The following is a 25,922-nucleotide window of genomic DNA, read 5'->3' as shown; positions in this document are numbered from 1 at the left end:
AATATAGTGAGTTTACTGATAGAAGATATTACGCCAAAAGTTAAGTGGACTACATTAGGGGAAGTTGGAACATTTATTAACGGTTCTGGTATGCCCAAAAATATGTTTGATGAAAATGGGGAAATTGGAGCAATTCATTATGGACATATTTATACAAAATATCAAAATTTTGTTTATGAACCAGCCGTCAAAATTTCTCGCAAAAATGCTGAAAAACTAAAGAAAGTTCAAAGTGGTGATTTAGTTGTTGCCAGAACATCTGAAAATGTTGATGATATTATGAAAACAATTGCTTATCTTGGAGATGAGGAAGTTGTAGCAGGCGGACATTCAGCTATTTTTAAGCATAATCAAAATCCTAAATACTTAGCTTATGTTTTTAATGGCTCTTATGATTTAATAAAGCAAAAAAATAAATTAGCTAGAGGGACAAAAGTAATAGAACTTTCAACAAGGGATATGGTTAAAATCTCTATTCCTTTACCATCATATTTAGTTCAAACATTTGTTGTAAGTATTTTAGATAAATTTGATAATTTAACCAATGAGATTGTTCAAGGACTATCAAAGGAGATAGAACTTAGAACTAAACAATACGAATACTATAGAGAGAAGCTACTAAGTTTTAGTAAAGAAAAATAGATTTTATATAAAAATTAAAAAGGAAAGGAAATTGATCTATGGAGCAAAAGACGGATTATACTACAATTGCTGAAATGACTAATGGTATTATTTTAGCTAATTTTGAAAAGCAACCATTAGTACGTGAAGGTACTTTTCAAACTGAATCTATGCTTGAGTGTAAGATGAAAGATGATCTAATTTCTCAAGGATATGAAGATGTGTCTATTGGTACATCAGAGGAATTACTGTCTAACCTAAAAATACAAATAGAGAAGCTAAATAAAGTGACATTTACAGATGATGAGTGGGAACGTTTTTTATTGGAGTATTTAGATACACCTAATGACACAATGATAGAAAAAACTAGAAAGATTCAGGAAGACCATGTTTATGATTTTACATTTGATGATGGACATCTTCAAAATATCAAAATTATCGATAAAGATAATATTTATAACAATTATTTGCAGGTTACCAATCAAATCAGTCAAATGGGTTCACATAAGAATCGATATGATGTTACTATTTTAGTGAATGGGCTTCCTTTAGTACAGGTAGAGCTTAAAAAGCGGGGAGTTAATCTTCATGAGGCATTTAACCAAGTACATAGATATAGCAAGGAAAGTTTTAATCACGAAAATTCTTTGTTCAAATATATTCAAATTTTTGTAATTTCAAATGGAACGTATACTCGTTACTTTGCAAATACAACAGCTCAGAACAAGAATCATTATGAATTCACTTGTGAATGGGCTGATGCAAAAAATAAAACAATAAATGATTTAGAGGATTTTACAGCCACATTTTTTAATAAGAGAACTCTATTAGAAATTTTAATAAAATATTGTGTGTTTAGTTCAGATAATATTTTGCTTATTATGCGTCCATATCAAATTGCAGCAACGGAGCGTATTTTGTGGAAAATTGAATCCAGCTATCAAAATAAGAAGTATGGAACTATTTCTGCTGGTGGGTTTATTTGGCATACCACAGGAAGTGGAAAGACTTTGACTAGCTTTAAGGCAGCAAGACTTGCAACAAACCTTGAATATATAGATAAAGTATTTTTTGTAGTTGATAGAAAAGACTTAGATTATCAAACCATGAAGGAATATCAAAAATTTCAAGCAGATTCTGTTAATGGCAGTAAAAATACAAAGGAACTCAAGGTAAGTATAGAAAGACAAGATAATAAAATAGTTGTAACCACAATTCAAAAATTAAATGAATTTATTAAAAGAAATTCGACACATGATATTTATGGTAAACAATGTGTTCTGATTTTCGATGAATGTCATCGCTCACAATTTGGAGAGGCACAAAAAAACATTAAAAAGGCTTTTAAGCATTATTACCAATTTGGATTTACGGGCACACCTATTTTTCCTGAAAATTCCCTTGGAGCAGATACAACAGCAGGAGTATTTGGCACTCAGCTTCATAGCTATGTAATAACTGATGCTATCCGTGATAAAAAAGTATTGAAGTTTAAAGTTGATTACAACAATATATCCCCTAAATTTAAAGAAGCTGAAATGGAAAAGGACTATGATAAGTTAAAAAAACTTGAAAAGAAAATGCTTTTACATCCCGAGCGTATCGAAACTGTAACTAAACATATCTTAAAGGTTTTTGATACAAAAACTCATCGAAATGAACATTACACTCATAAGCAAAAGGCTTTACATGGATTTAATGCCATGTTTGCTGTTCAAAGTATTGAAGCTGCCAAACTTTACTATGAAGAATTTACTAAACAACAAGCTACTTTACAAGAAGAAAAAAGATTAAAGGTAGCAACAATTTATAGCTTTGTAGCAAACGAAGAGCAGAGTGCAATCGGTGAGATTGCTGATGAAAACTTTGAACCAAATGCACTTGATAGTAGTGGCAAGGAATTCTTAGACAAAGTTATAAAAGATTATAACTATACCTTCAAAACAAATTTTTCAACCAATGGGGATGAATTTCAAAACTACTATAAAGATGTATCCTTACGAGTAAAAAATAAGGAAGTTGACTTATTAATTGTAGTGGGGATGTTTTTAACTGGATTTGATGCACCTACATTGAATACCTTATTTGTGGATAAAAACTTACGGTATCATGGACTGATTCAGGCGTATTCAAGAACCAATCGTATTTTAAATAAGGTTAAGGCTTTTGGGAATGTTGTCTGCTTTCGTGACTTAGAGAATGCTACTCGTGATGCTATTAAGGTATTTGGTGACGAAAATAGCATCAATGTTATATTAGAAAAAAGCTATGATGAATATATGTATGGTTTCACTGATAAAGAAACAGGAAAAACAATTAAAGGATATGAAGAATTATGTAATGAGATTTTAGAAAGATTCCCTGAACCTACAGGGATTGTATTAGATAAAGATAAGAAAGAGTTTGCTAAGTTGTTTGGAGAATTATTAAAGTCGGAGAATATATTGAAAAATTTTGATGAGTTTCAGGAGAAGGGTTCGATTATTAGTGAGAGACTTATGCAGGATATGAAGAGCGTTTATGTTGATATTCGTGAGGAAGCCCTTAAAAATAATAGCGGAAACAGTGTAAAGGGAACAAGTGGTATAGATTTTTCAGATATAGAGTTTCAAGTTGAGTTACTAAAAACAGATGAAATAAATCTTGATTATATCTTGGCACTTATCTTAGAAAAATCTAAAGAGCATAAAGATATAGAAACATTGAAATCTGAAATTCGTAGGGTGATTCGTTCAAGTCTTGGAACACGTGCAAAAGAAGAACTGATTATCTCGTTTATTAATAATACTGATTTAGCAAGTCTTAAAAACACTAATGAAATCTTGACATCATTTTATGTTTATGCAAAGAAACAAAAGGGAAAACAAATTGAGAATCTTTCAAAAGAGGAGAATTTAAAAAATGGTGCTAAGTGCTTTATTGAAAGGTCTATTGAAAAGGGTTTTGTATCATATGGAGGAGCAGAACTTGATAGTATATTGCCACCTACATCAAGAAGGCATGGTGCTAGAGAAACTAAAAAACAAATAATTTTAGAGAAAATTCAAAAAATGGTTGAAATATTTGTTGGTATTTAGAACCAACTATCTATAGAACTAAGATAGCAGAGTTAAATCCTAAGTAGAGTAGCATCGAGATGGTATATTGACTCTGCTATACTATTTTTATCTAAAATATAATATAATTCCAAGTATAAATCCACCAATGACTCCAAGGCTAGATACTCTGCCTTTGTGAAGTTGTTTACCTGTTGGAATTAAATCATCACATACTATATATAGCATAATTCCACCAGCTATGGCTAAGCAAATAGAGATTACGCCATTAGATATGGTGCCTAAATAGGAACCGATATAGGCACCTATGCCTGTAGGAACACCTGCAAGAAAACTAATCCACATTATTTTAAAAGGACTTACCTCATTCATGCTTAAAGGTAGTGCCATAGATATGCCCTCTGGAATATTATGTAGAAGCATGGCAAAAGTTAAAATAAATCCAAAATCAGATACTCCTACTAAGGTAGAGCCTAGGGCTAGGCCTTCAGGCATATTATGTATAGCTATACTCAAAGCCAGAAGTACTCCAGACCTTAATCCTACAAGGAATTCTATTTTCTCTATTAAAAATTCCAGTATAATAATAATAGACACTCCTATTAAGACACCTAAGATTACATTTAAGATTCCTCCTAGGTAAAAGGCTTCAGGAAATAGATGAAAGCTTACTATAAACATCATAAATCCACCTGTTAAACCCAATAAAAAACTTAAAATTTTATCTGTTTTCTTTACATATATACCAATAAAACTTCCTAGTCCAGTACCTACTACCCCTACTAACAATCCAATAAGACTAACAAACCATATATTCATAAAGAATCCCTCCCAATAATAGATATGAGAAGCTAAAGCTAATTATGAATTGTGAATTATGAATTGTGAATTGAAACATAATAATATATAATTGAGATGAATAGTGAACAGTTAATAGCTATTCACTAAAAAACGGAGGTCATTATGAATACAAAGATATTAAAAATAACTGAAAATAATATAGATGAAGATTTAATAAATGAAGCTATAAATGTAATAAAAAATGGAGGGCTTGTTGCTTTTCCTACTGAGACTGTTTACGGACTTGGAGCTAACGGATTCGATCAGTGGGCTGCTGAGAAAATCTTTATTGCCAAAGGTAGACCACAGGACAATCCACTAATCCTTCATGTGTCATCAATTGAGCAAGTAGGAGAATTAGTAAGAGAAATACCAAAGGTAGCCATAGAGTGTATGGAAAGATTTTGGCCAGGACCTCTTACTATACTGTTGAAGAAATCAGATAAGATACCTAGTATAATTACAGCAGGATTAGATACTGTCGCTATTAGGATGCCAGAGCATAAAATAGCATTAGAACTAATAAGTGGATCTAATACTCCCGTAGCTGCACCTTCTGCTAATACATCAGGAAGACCTAGTCCTACATCTGCAAAACATGTTATAGAGGACTTAATGGGTAAGGTTGATATAATAATAGATGGTGGAGATACTGGAATAGGTTTAGAATCAACAGTATTAGATTTATCTGGAGAGATTCCAATGATTCTTAGACCAGGTGGTATAACTAAAGAAGATTTAATAAAAATAATTCCCAATATAGAGGTAGACTTTGCTATAATAAAAGAAGATGAAAATATAGTACCTAAATCACCTGGACAAAAATACAGACATTATGCCCCTAAGTCAGAAATGGTAGTCTATAGTGGAGATGTTGAGAATATTGTAAGGGCTATTTTGGAAAAGACTGAAGAATATATAAGTGGTGGAAAAAATGTAGGAATTATTTGTACAGATGAAACAAAGGAATTTTATAAAGATGGTATAATAATATCCATGGGTACCAGAAAGGATGAAAAAACCATAGCCCATAATTTATTTAATATTTTAAGATTATTTGATGAGAAAAATGTAGATATAATTTTAAGTGAAGGTGTTGATTTTTCATTTTTGGGAGTAGCTATAATGAACAGAATGATGAAAGCTTCAGGGGGAAAAATCATAGAAGTTTAAGGGGGATATGGAATGAAAATATTATTTGTATGTACTGGTAACACTTGTAGAAGCCCTATGGCTGAAGGAATTTTACGTTCAATAGCGGAGAAAAATGGTTTGGATATAGAAGTTAGATCTGCTGGTATTTCTGTATTTGATGGAGACCGTGCATCTATTAACTCCATTGAGGCAATGAAAAAAATAAATATAGATATATCAGGTCATGAAGCTTCTCAATTACATATAGATTTAATAGAAGAGGCAGATTTAATTTTGACTATGGGAAATTCTCATAAAGATTTTATAGTATCTAATTTTCCAAAAGCTGTTGGTAAGGTTTACAATCTAATGGAATATGCTTATAAAATAAACAAAGATATATCAGATCCCTTTGGAGGGAATCCGAAGCAATATGAGTATATAAGAGACGAAATATATCAGGCAATAGTACAAATTAAATTTAAAGAATAGTTGTTAGTTGCTAAAAAGGAGGAAAAGTAAATGAAAATTGGTATAGGCAGTGATCATGGCGGATTTGAATTAAAAGAATATATTAAAGAGTATTTAAATAAAGAAGGAATTGAATATATAGATTATGGAACTAATTCTATGGATTCAGTAGATTATCCAGATTATGGCAAAAAGGTATCTGAGGCTGTAGTGTCAAAGGAAGTAGACAGAGCTATAGTTGTATGTGGTACAGGTATTGGTATTTCCATAGCTTGTAACAAAGTAAAGGGAATTAGATGTGCATTGTGTGGAGATACCTACTCTGCAAGAATGAGCAGAGAGCATAATGATGCCAATATTTTAGCCCTTGGAGGAAGAGTAGTTGGCAGAGATTTGGCAATGGAAATAGTAGGAGTTTGGTTAAAAACTGAATTTGCTAATGGACGACATAAACGAAGGGTAGAAAAAATAAGTGAAATTGAAGCTTAATTTGTGATATAATCTTTAAGGAAAAAAATTAGTGAATGAAGGGAGTTTTTTATATGGCAAAAGTAGTAGTATTTGATCATCCTCTTATTAAACATAAGCTTACATTTATAAGAGATAAAAACACTGGCTCAAAGGAATTTAGAGAATTAGTTACAGAGGTTTCCATGTTAATGGGATATGAAGTAACTAGAGATTTTCCATTAGAGGAAATTGAAATAGAAACACCTGTTACAACTATGAAATCACAAGTTATATCAGGTAAAAAGGTGGGTCTTATTCCAATTCTTAGAGCAGGACTTGGTATGGTAGATGGAATGTTAAATCTATTACCAGCAGCTCGTGTAGGTCATGTTGGTCTTTATAGAGACCCAGAAACTTTGAAGCCTGTGGAATATTACTGTAAATTACCTCAAGACATTGAAGAGAGGGAATTAATAGTTTTAGACCCTATGCTTGCAACAGGTGGTTCAGCCACTGCAGCCATAGACTTCTTAAAAGAAAAGGGAGCAACTTCTATTAAACTAGTTTGCTTAATAGCTGCATCAGAAGGAGTAGATGCCGTAAAGGATGCTCATCCAGATGTGGATATTTATGTAGCGGCTTTAGATGAAAAATTAAATGATCATGCTTATATAGTGCCAGGACTAGGAGATGCTGGTGATAGGTTATTTGGAACTAAATAAAGGAGTGGATTAATATGGGAAGCTTTATTGCACCATTTTTTCTAGCTTTATTGATTTCATTTATTTCCACTCCTTTAGTGAGAAAACTAGCATTCAAAATAGGTGCTGTTGATGTTCCCAAGGACGACAGAAGAGTGCATAAAGAGCCAATGCCACTAATAGGTGGTTTGGCTATATTCTTCAGCGTAGTACTAGTTTCTATAATATTTTTACCTCTAAATAGAGAGATGGTTTCTCTTTTAATAGGAGGTACAATTATTGTAATAAGTGGAATTATAGATGATTTAAGGGAGCTAAATCCCAAAGCTAAATTCATATTTCAAATTATAGCAGGACTAGTAATTATTTATGGTGGTATAAAAGTAGATTTTGTTACTAATCCTTTTACAAGGAATAGTTCTCTAATTTATTTACATTGGTTATCTATTCCTATAACTTTATTTTGGATAGTTGGTATTACAAATACATTAAACTTTATAGATGGATTAGATGGATTGTCAGCAGGAGTAGCCATGATTTCTAGTATAACTCTTATGGTAGTAGCAGGTAAATTTGGATATACATCTATAATCATATTATCAGCTGCCATAGCAGGAGCTTGTTTAGGATTTTTACCTTTTAATTTCAACCCTGCTAAGATTTTCATGGGAGATACTGGTGCTTTGTTTTTAGGATTTATGTTGGCAGCAATAACTATAGAAGGTGTAATGAAGTCTGTAGCAACTATTGCAATTGTAGCTCCTATACTTATATTATCTGTACCTATATTTGATACTACCTTTGCAATATTTAGAAGATTACTAAATGGGCAGTCTATATCTTCTGCAGATAAAGGTCATTTACATCATAGACTTTTAAATAAGGGATATTCTCAAAGAAAATCTGTACTGATACTTTATGCTATGTCAGCTGGTTTTGGAGTGTTTGCCATAATAGTATCTAGGGCAAATACAAGGCAGGCAGTTTTTGCTTCCATCGGATTACTTTTAGCTTCAGTATTAGTGGCTATAAAATTAGGAATATTTGAGAAAAGAGGATAGAGAAGCAGTGAATAGTGAATGCGACCACAGGCTGTAATATAATAGTTTCAAGTTTACTTGAAACTTCTACAATATTTACTATTAGTTATTAACTATTCACTAAAGAATAGGAGGGGTATATTTGAAAATAATGACTGTTTTTGGCACAAGACCAGAGGGGATAAAAATGGCTCCCATAGTGAAAGAACTGGAGAAAAGAAAAAATATAGAGTCTATAGTATGTGTAACAGCACAACATAGAGAGATGTTAGACCCAGTTTTAAACTTATTCAATATAAAGCCAGACTATGATTTAAATATATTTAAACCTGGACAAACTCTAACAGAAATTACAACAAGAGCTTTACAAGGTCTAGAAGAAGTAATTTTAAAGGAGAAACCAGATGTATTATTGGTTCAAGGAGATACTACTACAGTATTTGCAGGTGCATTGGCTGCTTTTTATCATAGGGTAAAAATTGGACATGTTGAAGCAGGTCTTCGTAGTGGAAACCTATATTCACCATACCCTGAAGAAGCCAATAGGAAACTAGCAGGTATACTTTCAGATTTTCACTTTGCTCCTACAGAGAGCAATAGACAAAATTTATTAAAAGAAGATTATCCAGATGAAAAGATATTTATTACGGGAAACACAGTAATAGATGCTTTAAAATATGTTGTTAAAGAAGATTATATATTTGAATTAGATTTGTTAAACAATCTAGATTATAAAAATAAAAGAGTGATTTTAGTTACAAGCCATAGAAGTGAAAATATTGGTAAACCTATGGAAAATATATTTACTGCAATAAAAGATATTGTAGAAGAATATAAGGATGTAGAAGTAGTATTTCCTATGCACTTAAATCCAAAGGTGAGAGATATTGCAAACAGAGTACTAGGAAGCAATAATAGAATTCATTTAATAGAGCCACTAGACTATGAACCAATGGCAAACCTTATGTCAAAGGTACATTTAATAGTTACAGATTCTGGTGGACTTCAAGAAGAAGGACCAACCTTTGGTAAACCTGTACTTGTAGTTCGAGAAGAAACAGAAAGACCAGAAGGTATAGAAGCAGGAACTGCTAAACTAGTAGGGACTAAATATGAAAATCTATATAATGAATTAAACCTATTATTATCTAATGAATCAGAATATAACAAAATGGCAAATGCAGTGAATCCTTATGGAGACGGAAAGGCCAGTGAAAAGATAGTAGATATATTAGTTAATAGTGAAGAGTAAATAGTGAAAAGTGAATAGTTTTTGGGTCTTTAGGTTAATAGTTTCTAGTTTATTCGAAACTTCCAAAACTATTCACTAGATAAACAAACTAAGCGATGCACACAAAATTGAAAACCATAATTTTGGTACTCTGCTTATATTAGTTATTCACTAAAAGGGGGTCTATTGTGGATAAATTAACTGAACTCAGAGATAGTTTTGAAATGCTTGTGGATATTTTAAATTATGCTTATGAAGGTTATGTATTAGTTGACCCTAACGGTAGAATTGTTAAAATGAACTATGAAAAACTTATGGGTATAAAGGAAGAAGACGCCATAGGTAAACCTGTGGAAGAGGTAATAGAAAATACTCGTATGCATATTGTAGTAAGGACAGGGAAAAAGGAACTAAGAGATGTTCAAAGAATTCAAGGGCACGATATGATTACAAACCGTATTCCTATAATCAAACAAGAAAAGATAATAGGTGCTGTAGGTACAGTGCTTTTTAAAGATATAAGCGAAGTAAAGGAGTTGGCACACCAACTCCTTGATTTGCAGTCAAAGATAAATAAGTATAAGGGTGAAATCGAAAGGATAGAAGGTACAAAATATTCTTTTCACAGTATAATTACTAGAAACCCAAAGATGGAATATTTAAAAAAGGTAGGAAAAATGGCATCAGAGACTAATTCCACAGTATTGATTACAGGAGAATCAGGTACTGGAAAGGAATTATTTGCTCATGCTATTCATAGGGCTAGTTATAGAAAAGAAGAAGCATTTATTGCAATAAATTGTGCTGCAATCCCAAAGGAGTTATTGGAGTCTGAACTATTTGGATATGACAGTGGTGCATTTACAGGAGCTAGAAAAGATGGCAAACCTGGGAAGTTTGAACTTGCCTCTGGTGGTACAATATTTTTAGATGAAATTGGAGATATGCCTTTAGAGATGCAAGCAAAAATACTTAGAGTACTGGAATCTAAGGAATTTGAAAGAATAGGCGGTAATAAGAAGATTAGCTTTGATGTGAGAGTAATAGCTGCCACAAATGAAAATATTGAGGAATCTGTAAAAAAAGGTAAGTTTAGAGAGGATTTATATTATAGGTTAAATGTAATATCTATAGAGATTCCACCCCTAAGAGAACGAATGGAAGATATAGAGATTTTAAGTGAAGATATATTAAATAATCTAATTAAAGAAATGGCAGTAGGAAGAAAAGAATTATCTAAAGAAGCTATGAAAATATTAAAGTCTTATAGTTGGCCGGGAAATGTAAGGGAGTTAAGAAATATACTAGAAAGAGCCATTAATCTTTCAACGGGGAATCTTATATTAGCAGAACATTTACCAGAAAGAATTTTAAATGGAGTAAATTATTTGCCAAATAATATAGAGGACATTATAAAACTTAAAGATACAATTGAAGCAGTGGAAAGGGAGGCTGTTATAAAGGCAATTACACTTACAAAAGGAAATAAAACTTTGGCTGCAGAGAAACTAGGAATACATAGAACAGCTCTTTACAAAAAAATAGACAAGTATAAAATAGAAGATATAGATTATATGTAGCCGTAAGTATACAAAATTCTGAAGAGTGTATATTTATGGCTACACTATTATAGTGTAATCAATGAGTTTTGTATATAAATAGCTACAGATATAAAATTAATCTATTTACTCCATTTTGAGTTTTCTAAAGAAATCAGTAAAATCAATCTTTCTAGACTATAGAATATTTATATAAACCTTGGCATAATAATTGCTATTATATAGGGTATGAAATATATACTTATATAGTTTTAAATATAATAATAGGAGGTATTAGAATGAGAGAAGTAGTTATTGCTTCAGCAGTGAGAACACCTATTGGTGCATTTGGTGGTAAATTTAAAGATGTTTCTGCAGTACAATTAGGAACCATAGCAGCTAAGGAAGCTCTAAAAAGAGCTAAGATAGAGCCGCATATGGTTGAAGAGGTTATATTTGGTAATGTACTTCAGGCAGGTTTAGGACAGAATGTTGCCAGACAGGTTTCAGTACATTCAGGTATTCCTATGGAAGTACCATCTTTTACAGTAAATAAAGTTTGTGGTTCAGGTTTAAAAACTATCCAATTAGCGGCTCAAGCTATTTTAGCAGGAGAAGCAGATATAATATTAGCAGGTGGTACAGAAAACATGAGTCAGGCACCTTATTTATTAAAGTCTGCTCGATGGGGTCAAAGAATGGGCAATGGAGAAATAGTAGACTATATGGTTGCTGATGGATTATGGGATATTTTCAATGACTATCATATGGGAATTACAGCAGAAAACATAGTGGAAAAATACAGTCTTACTCGTGAGGAGCAAGATGAACTAGCATTGATGAGCCAAAATAAAGCAGAAGAAGCAATAAAAAGTGGTAGATTCAAGGAAGAAATAGTTCCAGTGGAAATTCCTCAAAGAAAAGGTGACCCTATAGTTGTAGATACAGATGAATACCCAAGATTTGGTGCTACAATTGAGAGTCTATCAAAACTTAGACCTGCATTTAAAAAAGATGGAACAGTAACAGCAGGAAATGCTTCAGGAATAAACGATGGAGCAGCTGCATTGGTTATAATGAGTAAGGAAAAGGCAGAAGAATTGGGAATTACTCCATTGGCTACTATTGTTTCATATGCTTCAGCTGGAGTAGAACCTTCCCTAATGGGTACAGGACCTATTCCTGCAACAAGAAAAGCTTTAGATAAAGCAAATATAACAGTGGAGGATTTAGACTTAATAGAAGCTAACGAAGCCTTTGCTGCTCAAGCTTTATCAGTTATAAAGGAACTTAATTTAGATACTTCTAAAGTAAATGTAAACGGTGGCGCAATAGCTTTAGGTCATCCAATAGGAGCTTCAGGAGCAAGAATATTAGTTACATTACTTCATGAAATGGAGAAGGTAGATGCGAAAAATGGTCTGGCTACTTTGTGTATAGGTGGCGGACAGGGAATTGCCATGATAGTCAAACGCTAGGCGTTTGACTATGAAACTGTGAATGTTGAATTGTGAATGTTGAATGAAAACCAACTAATTCACAATTCAACATTTACAAGCAAAAAATTGTAACGTAGTTACATAAAGGAGGTTATATATATGAATAAAGTTGTATCTATAGATGAGGCAATATCTCATATTAAAGATGGTATGACTATTATGATAGGTGGATTTTTGGGTTGCGGGTCTCCCCATAAACTAATAGATGCTCTTGTAAAGATGAATGTTAAGAATTTAACATTAATTTGTAATGATTCTGGTTTTACTGATATAGGTGTAGGTAAGTTAGTAGTAAATAAACAGATTAAAAAGCTTATAGCTTCTCATATTGGAACTAATAAAGAAACTGGGAATCAAATGAATTCTGGTGAAATGGAAGTAGTTTTAGTACCTCAAGGAACTCTTGCAGAACAAGTAAGAGCAGGTGGAGCAGGATTAGGCGGTTTTTTAACTCCTACAGGTGTAGGAACTGTAATTGAAGAAGGTAAGGAGAAGATGGTAATAGATGGAAAAACCTACCTTCTTGAAAAGCCTTTAAGAGCGGATATAGCTTTAGTTGCTGGAGAAACAGTAGATAAATATGGAAATATTGTATATTATGGTGCAACTAGAAACTTTAATACTCTTATGGCTACAGCTGCTGATACAGTTATAGTAGAAGCAGAAAGAGTAGTTGAAGTAGGGGATATTGATCCTAATCATGTTGTTACTCCAGGAATATTTATTAATTACATAGTTAATGGAGGTGAAAAGTAATGGACAAGAAAGAATTCATTGCTAGACGTGTAGCTAAGGAGCTAAAAGATGGAGATGTGGTTAATTTAGGTATTGGTTTACCTACTATGGTAGCAAATTATGTGCCTAAAAACATGAATGTGTCTTTTCAATCAGAAAATGGATTTATAGGGCTGGGACCAGCACCTCTTGAAGGAGAAGAAGACCCTCATATAGTAAATGCAGGAGCTCAATGTGTGACTATTTTGCCAGGAGGAGTGTTCTTCGACTCGGTTACATCCTTTGGAATAATCCGTGGTGGTCATGTGGATATTACTGTTCTTGGTGCATTGCAAGTAGATGAAAAAGGAAATCTTGCTAATTGGATGATACCAGGAAAAATGGTTCCAGGTATGGGAGGAGCTATGGATTTAGTAGTTGGTGCAAAGAAGGTAATAGTGGCCATGGAACATACAGTAAAGGGAAATCATAAGATATTTAAGAAATGTAATCTTCCGTTAACTGCAGCAGGAGAAGTAAATTTAATCATTACTGAAATGGGTGTTATGGAAGTAACATCAAAAGGATTACTGTTAAAGGAGATAAATCCAGAATATACTATAGATGAAATAAAGGCTGCTACAGAGGCAGAACTGATTATTGCTGAAAACCTAATAAGTATGGAAATATAAAAAATGACTCTTAGAATATTCTAAGAGTCATTTTGCTATACTATTTAATATTTATTTGAATATTGTGTTAAACTACTTGCAATAAATGTCAAAATTTTATATAATTGAAACTGTATTTAAAAATATGGGCAGAAGATTCGACAAAATAAACAAAAAAATATCAATCGATGATTATTTATTAATCTAGATTATAAAACTGTATCGGAAGTGATAAAATGAAAAATAAAAATTATAAAGATATTCTTCAAAATGTAGCTTTGGTTAGCCAAATGGGTATATCTATTATAACACCGATTTTATTAGGAGTTTTGTTGGGACAGTTTATTGATAAAAAGCTAGGAACAAACTATGCTTTTTCTATAATATTTATAATTTTAGGTTCTGGGGCTGGTTTTCTGAATATTTTCAAATTAGGAATAAAGCCTGAAAATAAGGAGAAGAAAGATGAATAATGACTTGGTTTTAAAGATAATTAAAAGAGCCATAGTATTAAGCCTAATATCAACTGGAGTAATTCTCTTTATCTTTAAGGATTGGAAGCCTATAGCATTAGGTTTAATATTTGGGACAATCATAAGTATTTTAACTTTTAAACTCCTTCATAATGCCGTAAATAAGTCAGTTACTATGCCACCAAGAATGGCCAATGCTTATAGTGTAGGTCAATATACTGGAAGATTCTTAATATATGGTGCTGTATTGGTGGTGGCGGCTCTAGCGAATTATCTAAATTTCCTTTCTACTTTTATTGGGTTAATTATGATAAGAATAGTTATCTCAGGCTCATTAATATTAGATAGGGAATTTTTAAAAAGATAATAAATTTAAAAAGATTAACTAAATTCATAAAGGAGGGAGGAATAATAATTGGAAGTACTAATCCAAATTGGTGGTAAGGAAATATTTATTCCCGATACTATAGTCAATGTTTGGTTTGTTGCTATTGTTTTAATTGTATTTGCATTGGTAGTCAACAGCAAAATGAAAAAGGCTAAGCTTGATGAAGAACCATCAAATTTCCAATTGATATTGGAGGTTGCAGTAGAAAGTATTGATAATCTAGTTAAGACCACTATGGGTGAGCAGAACTTAGGATTTGCACCCTATATATTTACGCTGATTACGTTTATAATGGCTTCTAATTTATCTGGTTTGTTAGGTATAACAGCCCCAACATCAGATTATTCAGTGACAATATCACTGGCTTTAATTACCTTTGTTTTATCCCAGTATTGGAATTTCAAAAATTCTGGAGGATTATTAGGATATTTAAAAGGTTATACAGAACCCATGGCATTGTTAACACCTTTAAATGTAATTGGTGACTTGGCAAACCCAATATCATTATCTTTCCGTTTATTTGGAAATGTAATGGGTGGAGGTATAATTATGGGATTGTTATATAGTGCATTAGGTTATTTTGCCCCAATAGTAACGGCACCACTGCATATATATTTTGATATATTCTCTGGTGTATTACAATCATTTATATTTACGATGTTATCTATGATATTTATAGGTGGCAAGGAAGCATAATTTTTTAAAACTTGAGAGGAGGATTTTTAATGTTACAAGGTATATCAAATGAAGCTTTTGTTTTAGGGTGTTCTGCAATAGGTGCAGGAATAGCAATGATAGCAGGTTTAGGACCTGGAATTGGACAGGGAATTGCTGCAGGTAAAGGTGCAGAGGCAGTTGGAAGACAACCAGAGGCACAAGGTGATATTACAAGAACCATGTTATTAGGTCAGGCAGTAGCTGAGACAACTGGTATCTACAGTTTAGTAATTGCTATTATTTTATTATTTGTTCGACCATTATTAGCTGGTCTATAGGAAAAACATTTTGAGGGGGATGGGTTTCCCCATCTCAATTAACCCTCAATATAAGGAGGTTTAATTATGAATGTAGTAATAAGGCCTTTGCCTATTTTGTCATCCATGATAATATCCTGGGTGGCTCTTCTATTACTTTACCTCATTCTTAGAAAGTTTTTATATAAACCAGTTTCAACATTCTTACAGAATAGGAAAGATAAAATTCAGACTGATATTCAAGAAGCTGAAGGTTTAAAAAATGAAGCTGTGTTGCTAAAAAATGAATATGAATCAAGAATTAGCCTTGCTAAGAAAGAAAGTAATGAAATCATCGAAGGTGCTAGAAAACGTGGAGAAGAATTAAAAGAAGATATTATAGAAGAAGCTAGACGTGAAGCTGAAAATATAGTATCTAGAGCAAGAAAGGAAATAACTCGTGAAAGAGAAATGGCCTTCCAAAATATCAAATCCCAAGCTGGTGAAATAGCTTTACTTATTGCTTCCAAAATAATGGAAGAAGAAATCAATAATGATAAGCAAGGAAAACTAATCGATAAATTTATTGATGAGGTAGGTAATCAAGAATGGCAAAGTTAGTTAGCAGCAGATATGCGTTAGCTTTATTTGAAGCAGGACTTGATATGGATAGGAACAATGAGTTTAATAAAGAGTTAGATTTTTTAAAAGCAGTATTTGAAAGTGAAGCTAAACTTCTTCAAATATTTAATCATCCAAGAATTAGTAAAAGTGAGAAAAAAAGTTTAATAGATAATATCTTCAAAGGAAAATTATCTGAGGAAATGATTAACTTCTTATATATCATAGTAGATAAGAGAAGAGAAGGGTTTATCTTAGATATAATAGAAAAATATAAAGAAATATTTAACGAACATGAAAATATACTAAATGTTGTTGCTATAACAGCTATTCCTATGAAAGAAAGTTCTAAAGAAAAGCTAAAATCAGTTTTATCCAGCAGGTTAAATAAGAAAGTAGAACTTTCAAATAAAGTAGATAAAACTGTAATTGGTGGAGTTTTACTGCGTGTTGAAAACAGGATTATAGACGGTACAGTAAAAGGACAATTAGAATCCATAGGCAAAGCTCTGATAGTATAACAAACTAGCAAGGAGTGAGGTGAAAAAATGGAGTTAAGACCAGAAGAAATAAGTTCCATTATTAAGGAACAAATTAAAAGATATGAAAAGACTTTGGAAATGGTAGATATAGGTACAGTTATTCAAGTAGGAGATGCCATAGCTAGAATCCATGGTCTAGAAGGATGTATGGCTGGAGAGCTTATTGAGTTTCCAGGTGAAGTATTTGGTATGGTAATGAACCTTGAGGAGGATAATGTTGGTTGTGTTCTTTTAGGTTCAGATGAAAATATAAGAGAAGGCGATACTGTAAAGAGAACTGGCAGAATCATAGAAGTTCCAGTAGGGGATGCTATGATGGGTAGAGTTGTTAATGCCCTTGGTCAGCCAATAGATGGTAAGGGAGCTATAGCAACTTCTAAGTTTAGTCCTATTGAAAAAATTGCTCCAGGAGTTATCACAAGAAAGAGTGTTAGTGAACCCTTACAAACAGGTATCAAAGCAATAGACTCCATAGTTCCCATAGGTAGAGGACAAAGGGAACTTATAATTGGAGATAGACAAACAGGTAAAACTGCTCTTGCAATAGATACTATTCTTAACCAAAAAGGTGAAGATGTTATTTGTATCTATGTTGCCATAGGACAAAAAAGATCTACAGTGGCTCAAATAGTTGACACATTAGAAAAGCGTGGTGCTATGGACTATACGATTATAGTATCTGCTACAGCTAGTGAATTAGCACCATTACAATATATAGCTCCTTATACAGGAGTAACAATTGCTGAGGAATTTATGGACAATGGTAAGGATGTTTTAATCGTATATGACGATTTATCTAAACATGCTATTGCGTATAGAGCTATGTCTCTGCTTTTAAGAAGACCACCAGGAAGAGAAGCTTTTCCAGGAGATGTATTCTATCTTCACTCAAGGCTTCTTGAAAGGGCGGCAAAATTAGATGATAAATATGGTGGAGGTTCTATAACTGCTTTACCAATTATAGAAACTTTAGCTGGAGATATTACAGCCTATATTCCAACTAACGTTATATCAATTACAGATGGACAGATATTCCTAGAAACTGACTTATTTTTTGCAGGTCAAAGACCAGCTATAAATACTGGACTTTCAGTTTCAAGAGTTGGAGGTTCTGCTCAAATCAAGGCAATGAAAAAAGTTGCAGGTAGGATTAAACTTGAATTAGCTCAATATAGAGAGTTAGCAGCTTTTGCTCAATTTGGATCTGAACTAGATAAGGAAACCAAAGAAAGATTAGACCAAGGGGAAAGAATGCTTCAAATATTAAAGCAGCCTCAATATAGTCCTGTTTCTGTAGAGCATCAAGTTATAATTATTTATGCTGTACTTAATAAACATTTAGCAGATATTCCTGTAGCAAAAATATCGGCTTTTGAAAAGGAATTCCTAAAATTTGTGGACAATAATTATCCAGATATAGTACAAAGTATAAAGACCTCAAAGGATTTAACAGATGATAATATAGAAAGAATAAAACAAGCCTTAGGAGAATTTAAGAAAAATTTTTAATTGTAAATTGTAATTGTAAACAAGATTAATGTGGAAAACATAAGTGAAATTATTCATCTAATAGACCCCACAATTAAAATTAGCAATCAACAATTAACGATTATTTCAAGGTGGTGTAAATTTTGGCTGAAACAACAAGAGAAATTAAAAGGCGAATAAGAGGAATAAGTAACACCAAACAAATTACTAAGGCTATGGAATTGGTTTCTTCTGCAAAACTTAAACGTGCAAGGGAAAGACTAGATAAGTCTAGACCATATTATGAAACAGTCCTTCATAATATTCAAGAAATTTTAGGTTCTACAGGTAATGTAAAGCATCCATTATTAGATATTAGAGAAGTCAAGTCCTCCTTATACATTGTAATAGCAGCTGATAGAGGTTTAGCTGGAGGATATAATGGAGGAGTAATAAGACTAGCAGAGAAAAGAATAAGAGAGCAAAATAAAGATGCTAAAATCATAGCTGTAGGTTCTAAAGCTAGAGACTATTTTACAAAAAGAAACTATAATATAGTTGGTCAATTTATTGGAATTAGTGAAGATCCACAGTTTTCAGATGCTAGAGAAATTGGTAGTTTGGCCATGGACTTATATGAAAACAAGGATGTAGATGAAATAAATCTGGTCTACACCATGTTTAAAGGAACTATTTCTCAAGTGCCTACTATTATAAAATTACTTCCTTCTAATGAAATTGATGAAGAAAAGAAGGAAAGAAAAACCATTACAGAATTTGAACCTTCCCCAGAGGAAGTTTTAGAATATTTGATTCCTAAATATATACAAAGCAGTATCTATGGTGCTCTTATAGAAGCGTCTTCAAGTGAACAGGCAGCTAGAAGAGTTGCCATGGAAGCTGCAACAGATAATGCTGAAGAAATGATTGATGAATTAAACATCAGCTATAATAGAGCAAGGCAAGCTGCCATTACTATGGAAATAACAGAAATTGTATCTGGCGCTGATGCTCTAAAGTAAGATGAAAGGAGAGGGCAAATGGAAAAGAACATTGGAAAAATTGTTCAAGTTATAGGCCCCGTAGTTGATATTCGTTTTGATGAAGATAGTCTGCCAGAACTACTTAATGCTATAGAAATTAATAGAGAAGGTAAAACATTAATAGTAGAGGTAGCACAACACGTAGGTGATGACATTGTTAGATGTATTGCCATGGATTCAACTGATGGACTTGTTAGAGGAATGGAAGCGAAAAATACTGGAAAATCTATTGCTGTACCTGTAGGTAAATCTACTTTAGGTAGACTTTTCAATGTATTAGGTGAAGCTATAGATGGTAAAGGAGAAGTTAAAGCAAAGCAAACTGCACCAATACACAGGGCTGCTCCATCCTTTGAAGAACAAGAGACTTCTAAAGAAATATTTGAAACGGGGATTAAAGTAATAGACCTTATAGCACCTTATTCTAAAGGTGGAAAAATAGGACTATTTGGTGGTGCTGGTGTTGGTAAAACAGTACTTATACAAGAACTAATAAATAATATAGCAACAGAACATGGTGGTTTATCTGTATTTACAGGTGTAGGAGAGAGAACAAGAGAAGGTAATGATCTATATTATGAAATGATTGAATCTGGAGTTATTGAAAAAACAGCTTTAGTATTTGGTCAGATGAATGAGCCACCAGGAGCAAGAATGAGAGTAGCACTAACAGGTCTTACTATGGCAGAATATTTTAGGGACCAAGAAAATCAAGACGTACTTTTATTTATAGACAATATATTTAGATTTACTCAAGCTGGTTCAGAAGTTTCTGCATTGCTTGGCAGAATGCCCTCAGCTGTAGGTTATCAGCCAACCTTAGCAACAGAGATGGGTGCTTTACAGGAAAGAATTACATCTACTAAGAAAGGTTCTATTACATCTGTTCAAGCTGTATATGTACCTGCAGATGACTTAACAGACCCAGCACCTGCTACTACTTTTGCTCATTTAGATGCTACAACTGTACTTTCACGTCAGATTTCAGAACTAGGAATTTATCCTGCAGTTGATCCACTGGATTCAACTTCAAGAATCTTAGACCCTGAAGTAGTAGGTGAGGAGCATTATAAAGTAGCCAGAGATGTACAAGAAATTTTACAAAGATATAAGGATCTTCAAGATATTATAGCAATTTTAGGAATGGATGAACTTTCAGATGATGACAAACTAATCGTAGGGAGAGCTAGAAAAGTTCAAAGATTCCTATCACAGCCATTTACAGTAGCAGAACAATTTACAGGTATGGTAGGTAAATATGTACCTATTAGCGAAACTGTAAGAGGATTTAAGGAAATCCTTGAAGGAAAACATGATGATTTACCAGAGTCAGCATTCCTATTTGTAGGTACTATAGATGAGGCTGTAGAAAATGCTAAGAAAATGGAGGATTAATTATGTCTAACTTTCATTTAGATATTGTAACCCCTGATAATCTTTTCTTCTCTGATAAAGTAGAAATGGTTATAGTAAGGGGTATCGATGGGGACTTAGCTGTATTAAAAGGAAGAGCTCCTATCACTACTCCTCTTAGAATTGGAAAGGTAAGAGTATTTCAAGAAGGTAAAGAAAGAGTAGCTGCCATATCAGATGGATATGTTTCTGTTCAGGATGATAAAGTTACCATAGTAACTGAATCAGCAGAATGGCCAGATGATATAGATATAGAAAGAGCTAAGTCTGCAAAAGAAAGAGCAGAAAAGAGACTTAAAGATAGACGTGATAATATAGATATTCATAGAGCAGAGTTAGCCCTTCATCGTGCTATAAATAGAATTGAAGTTTCTCAAATTAAAAAATTTGATTAAAATTTAATTAATATAGGTATAAAAAGTACCCTTCCTTGGTAATACTTTTATCATAGGAATAGGGTACTTTTTAGTTTGAAATGTTTTGTCCCCCTTTACATTTTATTAAAAAGTACCCTTCCTTTAAAATCAAGGAGGGATACAATGAAAAAATTAATTTTATTTGCAATTATTCTATCTTTATTAATTCCAACAATAACAATGGCAGGAAAGAAATACAATGAGGAAGATATTTTACAAGGTATATTACAAAGATTAGAAGGTGAATTTAAAGAGGGAGATTTAAATATGGGGGGAATAATATTAGATAGGCTTATATCTAAAGACGAAATGGAGGATATAAGTAAGAAAGTAATCAATGAATTAGGTATTACTGGAGTTGAAATAGACCCCTATATAGATGATGTGGACATTACAGAAGAAGAAGGAAAATACTTTATAAGACAGTATACTGAAGAGTTTGAGTCTAGACATTTAATAGTATATGGATATGATATAAATAAAAATATGATAGAGTTTACAATAGCTTCATACTCAAGTCCAGACTGTACTCAGGAAGAAACAACTCTTTTTATAAATTTAATAAAACATAAGCAAAATTTTAGTATTAATGGTATAATAGAAAAGGTAACAAGTATTTTTAAAAGCTATGGTAAACCTTTAGAAACTACAACTTGTATTATTGGAACATTAGAGGGAAAAGTATCAGGTAAAGAACTGAAGAAAGACGCAGCTAAATCTGTAATGAAGTATAAGGGAAAAATTGTTGAAGAATATGTAGACGAATCCATAGTTAGTTACACTGCCTATACTCCTCTTATAGAAAGTTCCATATTCTCCGGTGATAAAAAGGTTAACCTAAATTTGGCAGTAAGATACAATGAATATGAAGATAAGACCTATATTTGGATAGGAACGCCTATTATTACCATTGGATACTAAAATTAGGAGGAGATTTGCTTGGAAAAAATAATGGTGGAAAAAAGCCCCCCATTGAAAGGAAGAGTTAGAATATCTGGAGCAAAGAATTCGGCACTTCCAATATTAGCAGCATCTTTGCTAGGTACAGAAGATATAATTTTGGAGGATGTACCAAATCTTAAAGATGTTACAGTGATTTGTGAAGTTCTTAGATCACTTGGGGCAGAAGTTGAACAATTAGATAAAGGCAAAATAAAAATTAATTCTAGAAATATAAATAACTATGAAACTAAATACGAATTAATGAGTAAAATGAGAGCATCTTTTTTAGTTATGGGACCACTTCTTACAAGACTTGGAAGAACTAAAAACTCATTACCTGGTGGATGTGCCATAGGTACTAGACCTATAGATTTGCATTTAAAAGGATTTAAGGCATTAGGTGCAACCATAGATGTAGATCATGGTAATATTACAGCCTATGCGGATAAATTAGTAGGAGATAAAATTTACTTAGACTTTCCTTCTGTTGGAGCTACAGAAAATATAATGATGGCAGCAGTATTAGCAGAGGGAGATACCATATTAGATAATGCAGCAATGGAACCAGAAATAGTAGACTTAGCTAGTTTTTTAAATAAACTAGGAGCAGATATTAAGGGAGCAGGAACATCTACCATAAGAATCAAAGGTGTAGAAAAATTAGGCGGAGGTGTTCATTCTATTATCCCCGATAGAATTGAAGCTGGTACATTTATGGTAGCAGCAGCTATAACTGGTGGAGATATTATTGTAGACAATGTAATCACCAGTCATATAAAACCAGTTATAGCAAAATTAAAAGAAGTAGGCTGTGAAGTAATAGAAAATGGAGATTCAGTTAGAGTAATTGGTACAAAGGATTTAAAAGCAATAGATATAAAAACTTTACCATATCCAGGATTTCCTACAGATATGCAGGCACAATTTATGGCACTTATGAGTCTTTGTAAAGGTACATCAGTATGTATAGAAACTGTTTTTGAAAATAGATTTATGCACGTAGACGAACTAAAGAGAATGGGTGCAGATATAAAAATTGATGGAAGGTCTGCAATTATTCAAGGTGTAAAAAATCTAACATCAGCTCCAGTAAAAGCATCAGATCTACGAGCAGGAGCAGCTTTAGTATTAGCTGGGTTAGTATCTGAAGGAGTTACTGAAATCGATAATATATATCATATAGATAGAGGATATGATAATATAGAAGAGAAATTTACACAATTAGGAGCAATTATATATAGGAAATAAAAAAGTGCCATGGCACTTTTTTTATTTCCTATATTTTTTATCCTTTTTATCTTTTCCTTCGTAATTAGATATATGCAAATTTTATAGTCATATGGACTATAAAATTTGCATATTATATTACATACTAAAGGTAAAGAGGGGGAGAAAATGAAAAAACTTGGAATTTATATTGGGACAGTCTTGATAATAACTATAATATTACCTACAGTTATTGTTAAGACTTTTAATTTTGTACCTAGAGTCAATTCAGTAGTTGGAGAATCCTTAGAAGAGGATAATACAATAGAGACAAATGAAATAACATCAGTTAAGGATCATGAATATGAAGTCATCAAAGTATATAATTCCAAAACTGGAGAAACTGAAGAATTAAAATTAGATGAGTATATAAAAGGTGTAGTTGCAGCAGAAATGCCTGCAGCATTTCATATTGAGGCATTGAAGGCTCAGGCAGTGGCTGCTAGAACCTATGCCATAAGTAGAAGTATAAGGTTTGCTGATGGACATCCAGAACATAAATCTGCTCCTCTTTGTACAGGTATCCACTGTCAGGCGTACTTATCTCTTGAACAGTTGAGAGAACTCCATGGAGAAAGTTGGATGGAGGAATATTGGGGTAAGATTGAAGAATCGGTAAATTCAACTAAGAATTTGGCAATATTTTATAATGGTGAAATTATAGAACCACTATATCACTCCACAGCAGGAGGTAGGACAGAAGACGCCAAAGATGTATTTGCAGTAGAGTCACCTTACTTAAAATCTGTAACTAGTCCCTATGAAGAAGAAGCACCAAAATTTAAAGATATATTGACTTTAACCTTAGATGAATTTATTAAAAAGATTCAATCTAAATATCCTGATGTTAAAATAACTAAGGATAATATACAGGAAAAAATAAAATTAATAGATAGAACATTAACAGGTAGAGTAAAGAAAATTGCCATAGATGGAATTATATTAGAAGGCAGAGATTTAAGAGATTTATTTGCCTTAAACTCAACTAATTTTACCATATCCTTAGATAAAAAATTAAATATAATAGAAATAGAGACTTATGGATATGGTCATGGAGTAGGTATGAGTCAATGGGGTGCCAATGGTATGGGTAAACATGGCAGTACCTATGAGGAAATACTAAAACACTATTATACAGAAGTAGAAATAAAGGAAATAGACAATTAAATAGTTTTGATTATTTAATAGCTCTAATTTTGGTGTTAGAACCAAAATTGGAGTTATTTTTATTTTGATCACTAATAATTGTGAATTTATTGTATGGATTTTTTCAATGTGGAAATACTAGGTAATGGAGGTGGACATATGAAAAATAAATTAATAAAATTAATGGAAAAAGAAGGATTTATCTTAATCTTATTTGTGTGTGTATGTTTAGTTGCAGGAGGTACTTTGTTTTTATCCATGGAAAACATGAATAAGAATAAAAATGTAGGGAATGGGGATTTTACAATTCTAGAAGAAAGTGGAGAGGAAATTTCTCTATATGATGAACATTTTGATTTGATTAATCAGGAAGAAGTAAAGACGGTAAATGCAGAGGATGTGGAGGAGACTGAAGAAGAAAATAAGAATGATGAAGAAGAGTTAGAAGAGATAGAAGAAACTATGGAAATTGAAGAAGTAGAGACTGTAAATAATAATGTTGAAGATGAGGAATTGGAATTTGAAGAAGATGATTATAGAGAGACTCCGGAAATAGTACAAGATACGGCAAATATTTCTATGCCAGTAGAAGGAAATATACTAACTGACTATGCTACAAATACTCTAATATATTCAGAAACTTTAGATGCGTGGGTAGGTCATGAAGCTATTGATATTGAAGCATCAATGGGGACGGCAGTTAAGGCAGCATTAGATGGAGTAGTTAAGGAAGTATATGAAGATGATCTATGGGGAATAGTAATAGTAATAGAGCATGGAAATGGCTTACAAACTAGATATTCTAATTTAGAAACTAAAGAAATGGTAAAAGAAGGACTGGAAGTAAAAAAGGGAGATCATATATCTAAAATAGGAAGTACAGCTAAGGCTGAAATGTTAATGAAACCACATCTTCATTTTGAAGTTATAAAAAATGGAAAATTAGTGGATCCACGTTCTATTAATGATTAGAAGTGCATAAATATTTAGTGAATACCCAAAAAGTCAGGGGGGTTGGTAAGTGAAAGATTATATAGAGGAACGAACACTAGAAGTTGCAAAATATATAATTGCGAATAAAAGTACTGTTCGGGATACAGCTAAAGCTTTTGGGTGCAGCAAATCAACGATTCATAAAGATTTAACAGAAAGATTGCCAAAGATAAATCCAAACTTAGCCGATAGCGTAAAGAACTTATTAGATTTTAATAAGTCAGAGAGACATATAAGAGGCGGAGAAGCAACTAAATTAAAGTATAGCGTATCTAATGAATAAAAGAGTCCCA

At 32.5% G+C, this 25,922-nt stretch carries 28 protein-coding genes; 27 read left to right on the top strand and 1 reads right to left on the bottom strand.

Annotated elements, in window-relative coordinates; all coding sequences use genetic code 11:
* The first annotated feature begins 6 nt into the window (after positions 1-6).
* Both KQI41_RS15800 and KQI41_RS15795 read left to right on the top strand, forming a co-directional pair.
* Entirely contained in the window at positions 7-642 is a 636-nt protein-coding gene (locus tag KQI41_RS15800; protein ID WP_326828279.1) for a restriction endonuclease subunit S, read from the top strand.
* Positions 643-680: 38 nt separating this feature from the next.
* A complete protein-coding gene (locus KQI41_RS15795; protein ID WP_216585652.1) occupies positions 681-3,698 on the top strand; it encodes a type I restriction endonuclease subunit R in 3,018 nt (1,005 codons plus the stop codon).
* 87 nt (positions 3,699-3,785) lie between these two features.
* On the opposite strand, the gene KQI41_RS15790 is transcribed toward KQI41_RS15795, so the two are convergent.
* On the bottom strand, positions 3,786-4,496 hold the full coding sequence (locus KQI41_RS15790) for a ZIP family metal transporter (RefSeq protein WP_216585651.1): 711 nt from the start codon (positions 4,494-4,496) through the stop codon (positions 3,786-3,788).
* Between the two features lie 144 nt (positions 4,497-4,640).
* On the opposite strand from KQI41_RS15790, the gene KQI41_RS15785 reads away from it, so the two are divergent.
* The 25 genes from KQI41_RS15785 (at position 4,641) to spoIIID (ending at position 25,912) form a co-directional block, all read left to right on the top strand.
* Entirely contained in the window at positions 4,641-5,690 is a 1,050-nt protein-coding gene (locus tag KQI41_RS15785; protein ID WP_216585650.1) for an L-threonylcarbamoyladenylate synthase, read from the top strand.
* A 12-nt stretch (positions 5,691-5,702) separates the two neighbouring features.
* Positions 5,703-6,143 carry a low molecular weight protein arginine phosphatase gene (locus tag KQI41_RS15780; RefSeq protein ID WP_216585649.1) on the top strand — a complete coding sequence of 147 codons (441 nt, stop codon included), beginning with the start codon at positions 5,703-5,705 and terminating at the stop codon, positions 6,141-6,143.
* A 30-nt stretch (positions 6,144-6,173) separates the two neighbouring features.
* Positions 6,174-6,611 carry a ribose 5-phosphate isomerase B gene (gene rpiB / locus KQI41_RS15775; RefSeq protein WP_216585648.1) on the top strand — a complete coding sequence of 146 codons (438 nt, stop codon included), beginning with the start codon at positions 6,174-6,176 and terminating at the stop codon, positions 6,609-6,611.
* 53 nt (positions 6,612-6,664) lie between these two features.
* Positions 6,665-7,294 (top strand): uracil phosphoribosyltransferase, encoded by a 630-nt coding sequence (upp, locus tag KQI41_RS15770; protein WP_216585647.1) that lies wholly within the window; start codon positions 6,665-6,667, stop codon positions 7,292-7,294.
* Positions 7,295-7,308: 14 nt separating this feature from the next.
* Complete coding sequence (locus KQI41_RS15765) at positions 7,309-8,334, top strand: glycosyltransferase family 4 protein (RefSeq protein ID WP_154438457.1); 1,026 nt, start codon at positions 7,309-7,311, stop codon at positions 8,332-8,334.
* Positions 8,335-8,455: 121 nt separating this feature from the next.
* A complete protein-coding gene (wecB, locus tag KQI41_RS15760) occupies positions 8,456-9,565 on the top strand; it encodes a non-hydrolyzing UDP-N-acetylglucosamine 2-epimerase (protein ID WP_154438455.1) in 1,110 nt (369 codons plus the stop codon).
* A gap of 167 nt (positions 9,566-9,732) precedes the next feature.
* A complete protein-coding gene (locus KQI41_RS15755; RefSeq protein ID WP_342366199.1) occupies positions 9,733-11,124 on the top strand; it encodes a sigma-54 interaction domain-containing protein in 1,392 nt (463 codons plus the stop codon).
* A 257-nt stretch (positions 11,125-11,381) separates the two neighbouring features.
* Positions 11,382-12,560 carry an acetyl-CoA C-acetyltransferase gene (locus KQI41_RS15750; RefSeq protein ID WP_216585646.1) on the top strand — a complete coding sequence of 393 codons (1,179 nt, stop codon included), beginning with the start codon at positions 11,382-11,384 and terminating at the stop codon, positions 12,558-12,560.
* Between the two features lie 120 nt (positions 12,561-12,680).
* The gene (gene atoD, locus KQI41_RS15745; protein ID WP_216585645.1) at positions 12,681-13,337 is read left to right on the top strand and encodes an acetate CoA-transferase subunit alpha; all 657 of its coding nucleotides are present in this window, start codon (positions 12,681-12,683) and stop codon (positions 13,335-13,337) included.
* Entirely contained in the window at positions 13,337-13,987 is a 651-nt protein-coding gene (locus KQI41_RS15740) for a 3-oxoacid CoA-transferase subunit B (RefSeq protein ID WP_154438449.1), read from the top strand. The genes atoD and KQI41_RS15740 overlap by 1 nt, the downstream gene beginning before the upstream one ends.
* Before the next feature lie 215 nt (positions 13,988-14,202).
* Complete coding sequence (locus KQI41_RS15735) at positions 14,203-14,439, top strand: AtpZ/AtpI family protein (protein WP_154438447.1); 237 nt, start codon at positions 14,203-14,205, stop codon at positions 14,437-14,439.
* Positions 14,432-14,806, top strand: coding sequence for an ATP synthase subunit I (locus tag KQI41_RS15730; protein WP_154438445.1), 375 nt, complete (start codon positions 14,432-14,434; stop codon positions 14,804-14,806). The genes KQI41_RS15735 and KQI41_RS15730 overlap by 8 nt, the downstream gene beginning before the upstream one ends.
* Before the next feature lie 48 nt (positions 14,807-14,854).
* Positions 14,855-15,523: a F0F1 ATP synthase subunit A gene (gene atpB, locus KQI41_RS15725; RefSeq protein ID WP_154438443.1), complete on the top strand. Its 669-nt coding sequence runs from the start codon at positions 14,855-14,857 to the stop codon at positions 15,521-15,523.
* Between the two features lie 29 nt (positions 15,524-15,552).
* Complete coding sequence (gene atpE, locus KQI41_RS15720) at positions 15,553-15,822, top strand: ATP synthase F0 subunit C (protein ID WP_154438441.1); 270 nt, start codon at positions 15,553-15,555, stop codon at positions 15,820-15,822.
* A 66-nt stretch (positions 15,823-15,888) separates the two neighbouring features.
* Positions 15,889-16,401: a F0F1 ATP synthase subunit B gene (atpF, locus tag KQI41_RS15715; RefSeq protein WP_154438439.1), complete on the top strand. Its 513-nt coding sequence runs from the start codon at positions 15,889-15,891 to the stop codon at positions 16,399-16,401.
* On the top strand, positions 16,389-16,922 hold the full coding sequence (locus tag KQI41_RS15710) for a F0F1 ATP synthase subunit delta (RefSeq protein WP_154438437.1): 534 nt from the start codon (positions 16,389-16,391) through the stop codon (positions 16,920-16,922). The genes atpF and KQI41_RS15710 overlap by 13 nt, the downstream gene beginning before the upstream one ends.
* A gap of 27 nt (positions 16,923-16,949) precedes the next feature.
* Positions 16,950-18,452: a F0F1 ATP synthase subunit alpha gene (gene atpA, locus KQI41_RS15705; RefSeq protein ID WP_154438435.1), complete on the top strand. Its 1,503-nt coding sequence runs from the start codon at positions 16,950-16,952 to the stop codon at positions 18,450-18,452.
* A 122-nt stretch (positions 18,453-18,574) separates the two neighbouring features.
* Positions 18,575-19,432 carry an ATP synthase F1 subunit gamma gene (gene atpG, locus KQI41_RS15700; RefSeq protein ID WP_154438433.1) on the top strand — a complete coding sequence of 286 codons (858 nt, stop codon included), beginning with the start codon at positions 18,575-18,577 and terminating at the stop codon, positions 19,430-19,432.
* A gap of 18 nt (positions 19,433-19,450) precedes the next feature.
* Positions 19,451-20,848, top strand: coding sequence for a F0F1 ATP synthase subunit beta (atpD, locus tag KQI41_RS15695; protein ID WP_216585644.1), 1,398 nt, complete (start codon positions 19,451-19,453; stop codon positions 20,846-20,848).
* A 2-nt stretch (positions 20,849-20,850) separates the two neighbouring features.
* Positions 20,851-21,261: a F0F1 ATP synthase subunit epsilon gene (locus tag KQI41_RS15690; RefSeq protein ID WP_154438429.1), complete on the top strand. Its 411-nt coding sequence runs from the start codon at positions 20,851-20,853 to the stop codon at positions 21,259-21,261.
* Positions 21,262-21,405: 144 nt separating this feature from the next.
* Entirely contained in the window at positions 21,406-22,203 is a 798-nt protein-coding gene (locus tag KQI41_RS15685; protein WP_154438427.1) for a YwmB family TATA-box binding protein, read from the top strand.
* A gap of 18 nt (positions 22,204-22,221) precedes the next feature.
* Positions 22,222-23,472 (top strand): UDP-N-acetylglucosamine 1-carboxyvinyltransferase, encoded by a 1,251-nt coding sequence (gene murA / locus KQI41_RS15680; RefSeq protein ID WP_154438425.1) that lies wholly within the window; start codon positions 22,222-22,224, stop codon positions 23,470-23,472.
* A gap of 147 nt (positions 23,473-23,619) precedes the next feature.
* Complete coding sequence (spoIID, locus tag KQI41_RS15675) at positions 23,620-24,657, top strand: stage II sporulation protein D (protein ID WP_154438423.1); 1,038 nt, start codon at positions 23,620-23,622, stop codon at positions 24,655-24,657.
* 138 nt (positions 24,658-24,795) lie between these two features.
* Positions 24,796-25,608, top strand: a complete 813-nt coding sequence (locus KQI41_RS15670) for a M23 family metallopeptidase (RefSeq protein WP_195837882.1) — start codon at positions 24,796-24,798, stop codon at positions 25,606-25,608.
* A gap of 49 nt (positions 25,609-25,657) precedes the next feature.
* Entirely contained in the window at positions 25,658-25,912 is a 255-nt protein-coding gene (gene spoIIID / locus KQI41_RS15665) for a sporulation transcriptional regulator SpoIIID (RefSeq protein ID WP_216585643.1), read from the top strand.
* Positions 25,913-25,922: the final 10 nt, after the last annotated feature.

It is taken from the genome of Tissierella pigra (genome assembly GCF_018917845.1).
Lineage (GTDB): Bacteria > Bacillota > Clostridia > Tissierellales > Tissierellaceae > Tissierella > Tissierella pigra.
Note: the sequence above shows the minus strand (reverse complement) of the source record. Positions and strands in the feature narration are given on the sequence as shown.

Bases quoted from the DNA above. Each gene is read 5' to 3' on its own strand.
- KQI41_RS15795 (WP_216585652.1), top strand. From the start codon at position 681: ATGGAGCAAAAGACGGATTATACTACAATTGCTGAAATGACTAATGGT.
- KQI41_RS15790 (WP_216585651.1), bottom strand. From the start codon at position 4,496: ATGAATATATGGTTTGTTAGTCTTATTGGATTGTTAGTAGGGGTAGTA.
- KQI41_RS15785 (WP_216585650.1), top strand. From the start codon at position 4,641: ATGAATACAAAGATATTAAAAATAACTGAAAATAATATAGATGAAGAT.
- KQI41_RS15780 (WP_216585649.1), top strand. From the start codon at position 5,703: ATGAAAATATTATTTGTATGTACTGGTAACACTTGTAGAAGCCCTATG.
- rpiB (WP_216585648.1), top strand. From the start codon at position 6,174: ATGAAAATTGGTATAGGCAGTGATCATGGCGGATTTGAATTAAAAGAA.
- upp (WP_216585647.1), top strand. From the start codon at position 6,665: ATGGCAAAAGTAGTAGTATTTGATCATCCTCTTATTAAACATAAGCTT.
- KQI41_RS15765 (WP_154438457.1), top strand. From the start codon at position 7,309: ATGGGAAGCTTTATTGCACCATTTTTTCTAGCTTTATTGATTTCATTT.
- KQI41_RS15750 (WP_216585646.1), top strand. From the start codon at position 11,382: ATGAGAGAAGTAGTTATTGCTTCAGCAGTGAGAACACCTATTGGTGCA.
- atoD (WP_216585645.1), top strand. From the start codon at position 12,681: ATGAATAAAGTTGTATCTATAGATGAGGCAATATCTCATATTAAAGAT.
- KQI41_RS15740 (WP_154438449.1), top strand. From the start codon at position 13,337: ATGGACAAGAAAGAATTCATTGCTAGACGTGTAGCTAAGGAGCTAAAA.
- KQI41_RS15735 (WP_154438447.1), top strand. From the start codon at position 14,203: ATGAAAAATAAAAATTATAAAGATATTCTTCAAAATGTAGCTTTGGTT.
- KQI41_RS15730 (WP_154438445.1), top strand. From the start codon at position 14,432: ATGAATAATGACTTGGTTTTAAAGATAATTAAAAGAGCCATAGTATTA.
- atpE (WP_154438441.1), top strand. From the start codon at position 15,553: ATGTTACAAGGTATATCAAATGAAGCTTTTGTTTTAGGGTGTTCTGCA.
- atpF (WP_154438439.1), top strand. From the start codon at position 15,889: ATGAATGTAGTAATAAGGCCTTTGCCTATTTTGTCATCCATGATAATA.
- KQI41_RS15710 (WP_154438437.1), top strand. From the start codon at position 16,389: ATGGCAAAGTTAGTTAGCAGCAGATATGCGTTAGCTTTATTTGAAGCA.
- atpA (WP_154438435.1), top strand. From the start codon at position 16,950: ATGGAGTTAAGACCAGAAGAAATAAGTTCCATTATTAAGGAACAAATT.
- atpD (WP_216585644.1), top strand. From the start codon at position 19,451: ATGGAAAAGAACATTGGAAAAATTGTTCAAGTTATAGGCCCCGTAGTT.
- KQI41_RS15690 (WP_154438429.1), top strand. From the start codon at position 20,851: ATGTCTAACTTTCATTTAGATATTGTAACCCCTGATAATCTTTTCTTC.
- KQI41_RS15685 (WP_154438427.1), top strand. From the start codon at position 21,406: ATGAAAAAATTAATTTTATTTGCAATTATTCTATCTTTATTAATTCCA.
- spoIID (WP_154438423.1), top strand. From the start codon at position 23,620: ATGAAAAAACTTGGAATTTATATTGGGACAGTCTTGATAATAACTATA.
- KQI41_RS15670 (WP_195837882.1), top strand. From the start codon at position 24,796: ATGAAAAATAAATTAATAAAATTAATGGAAAAAGAAGGATTTATCTTA.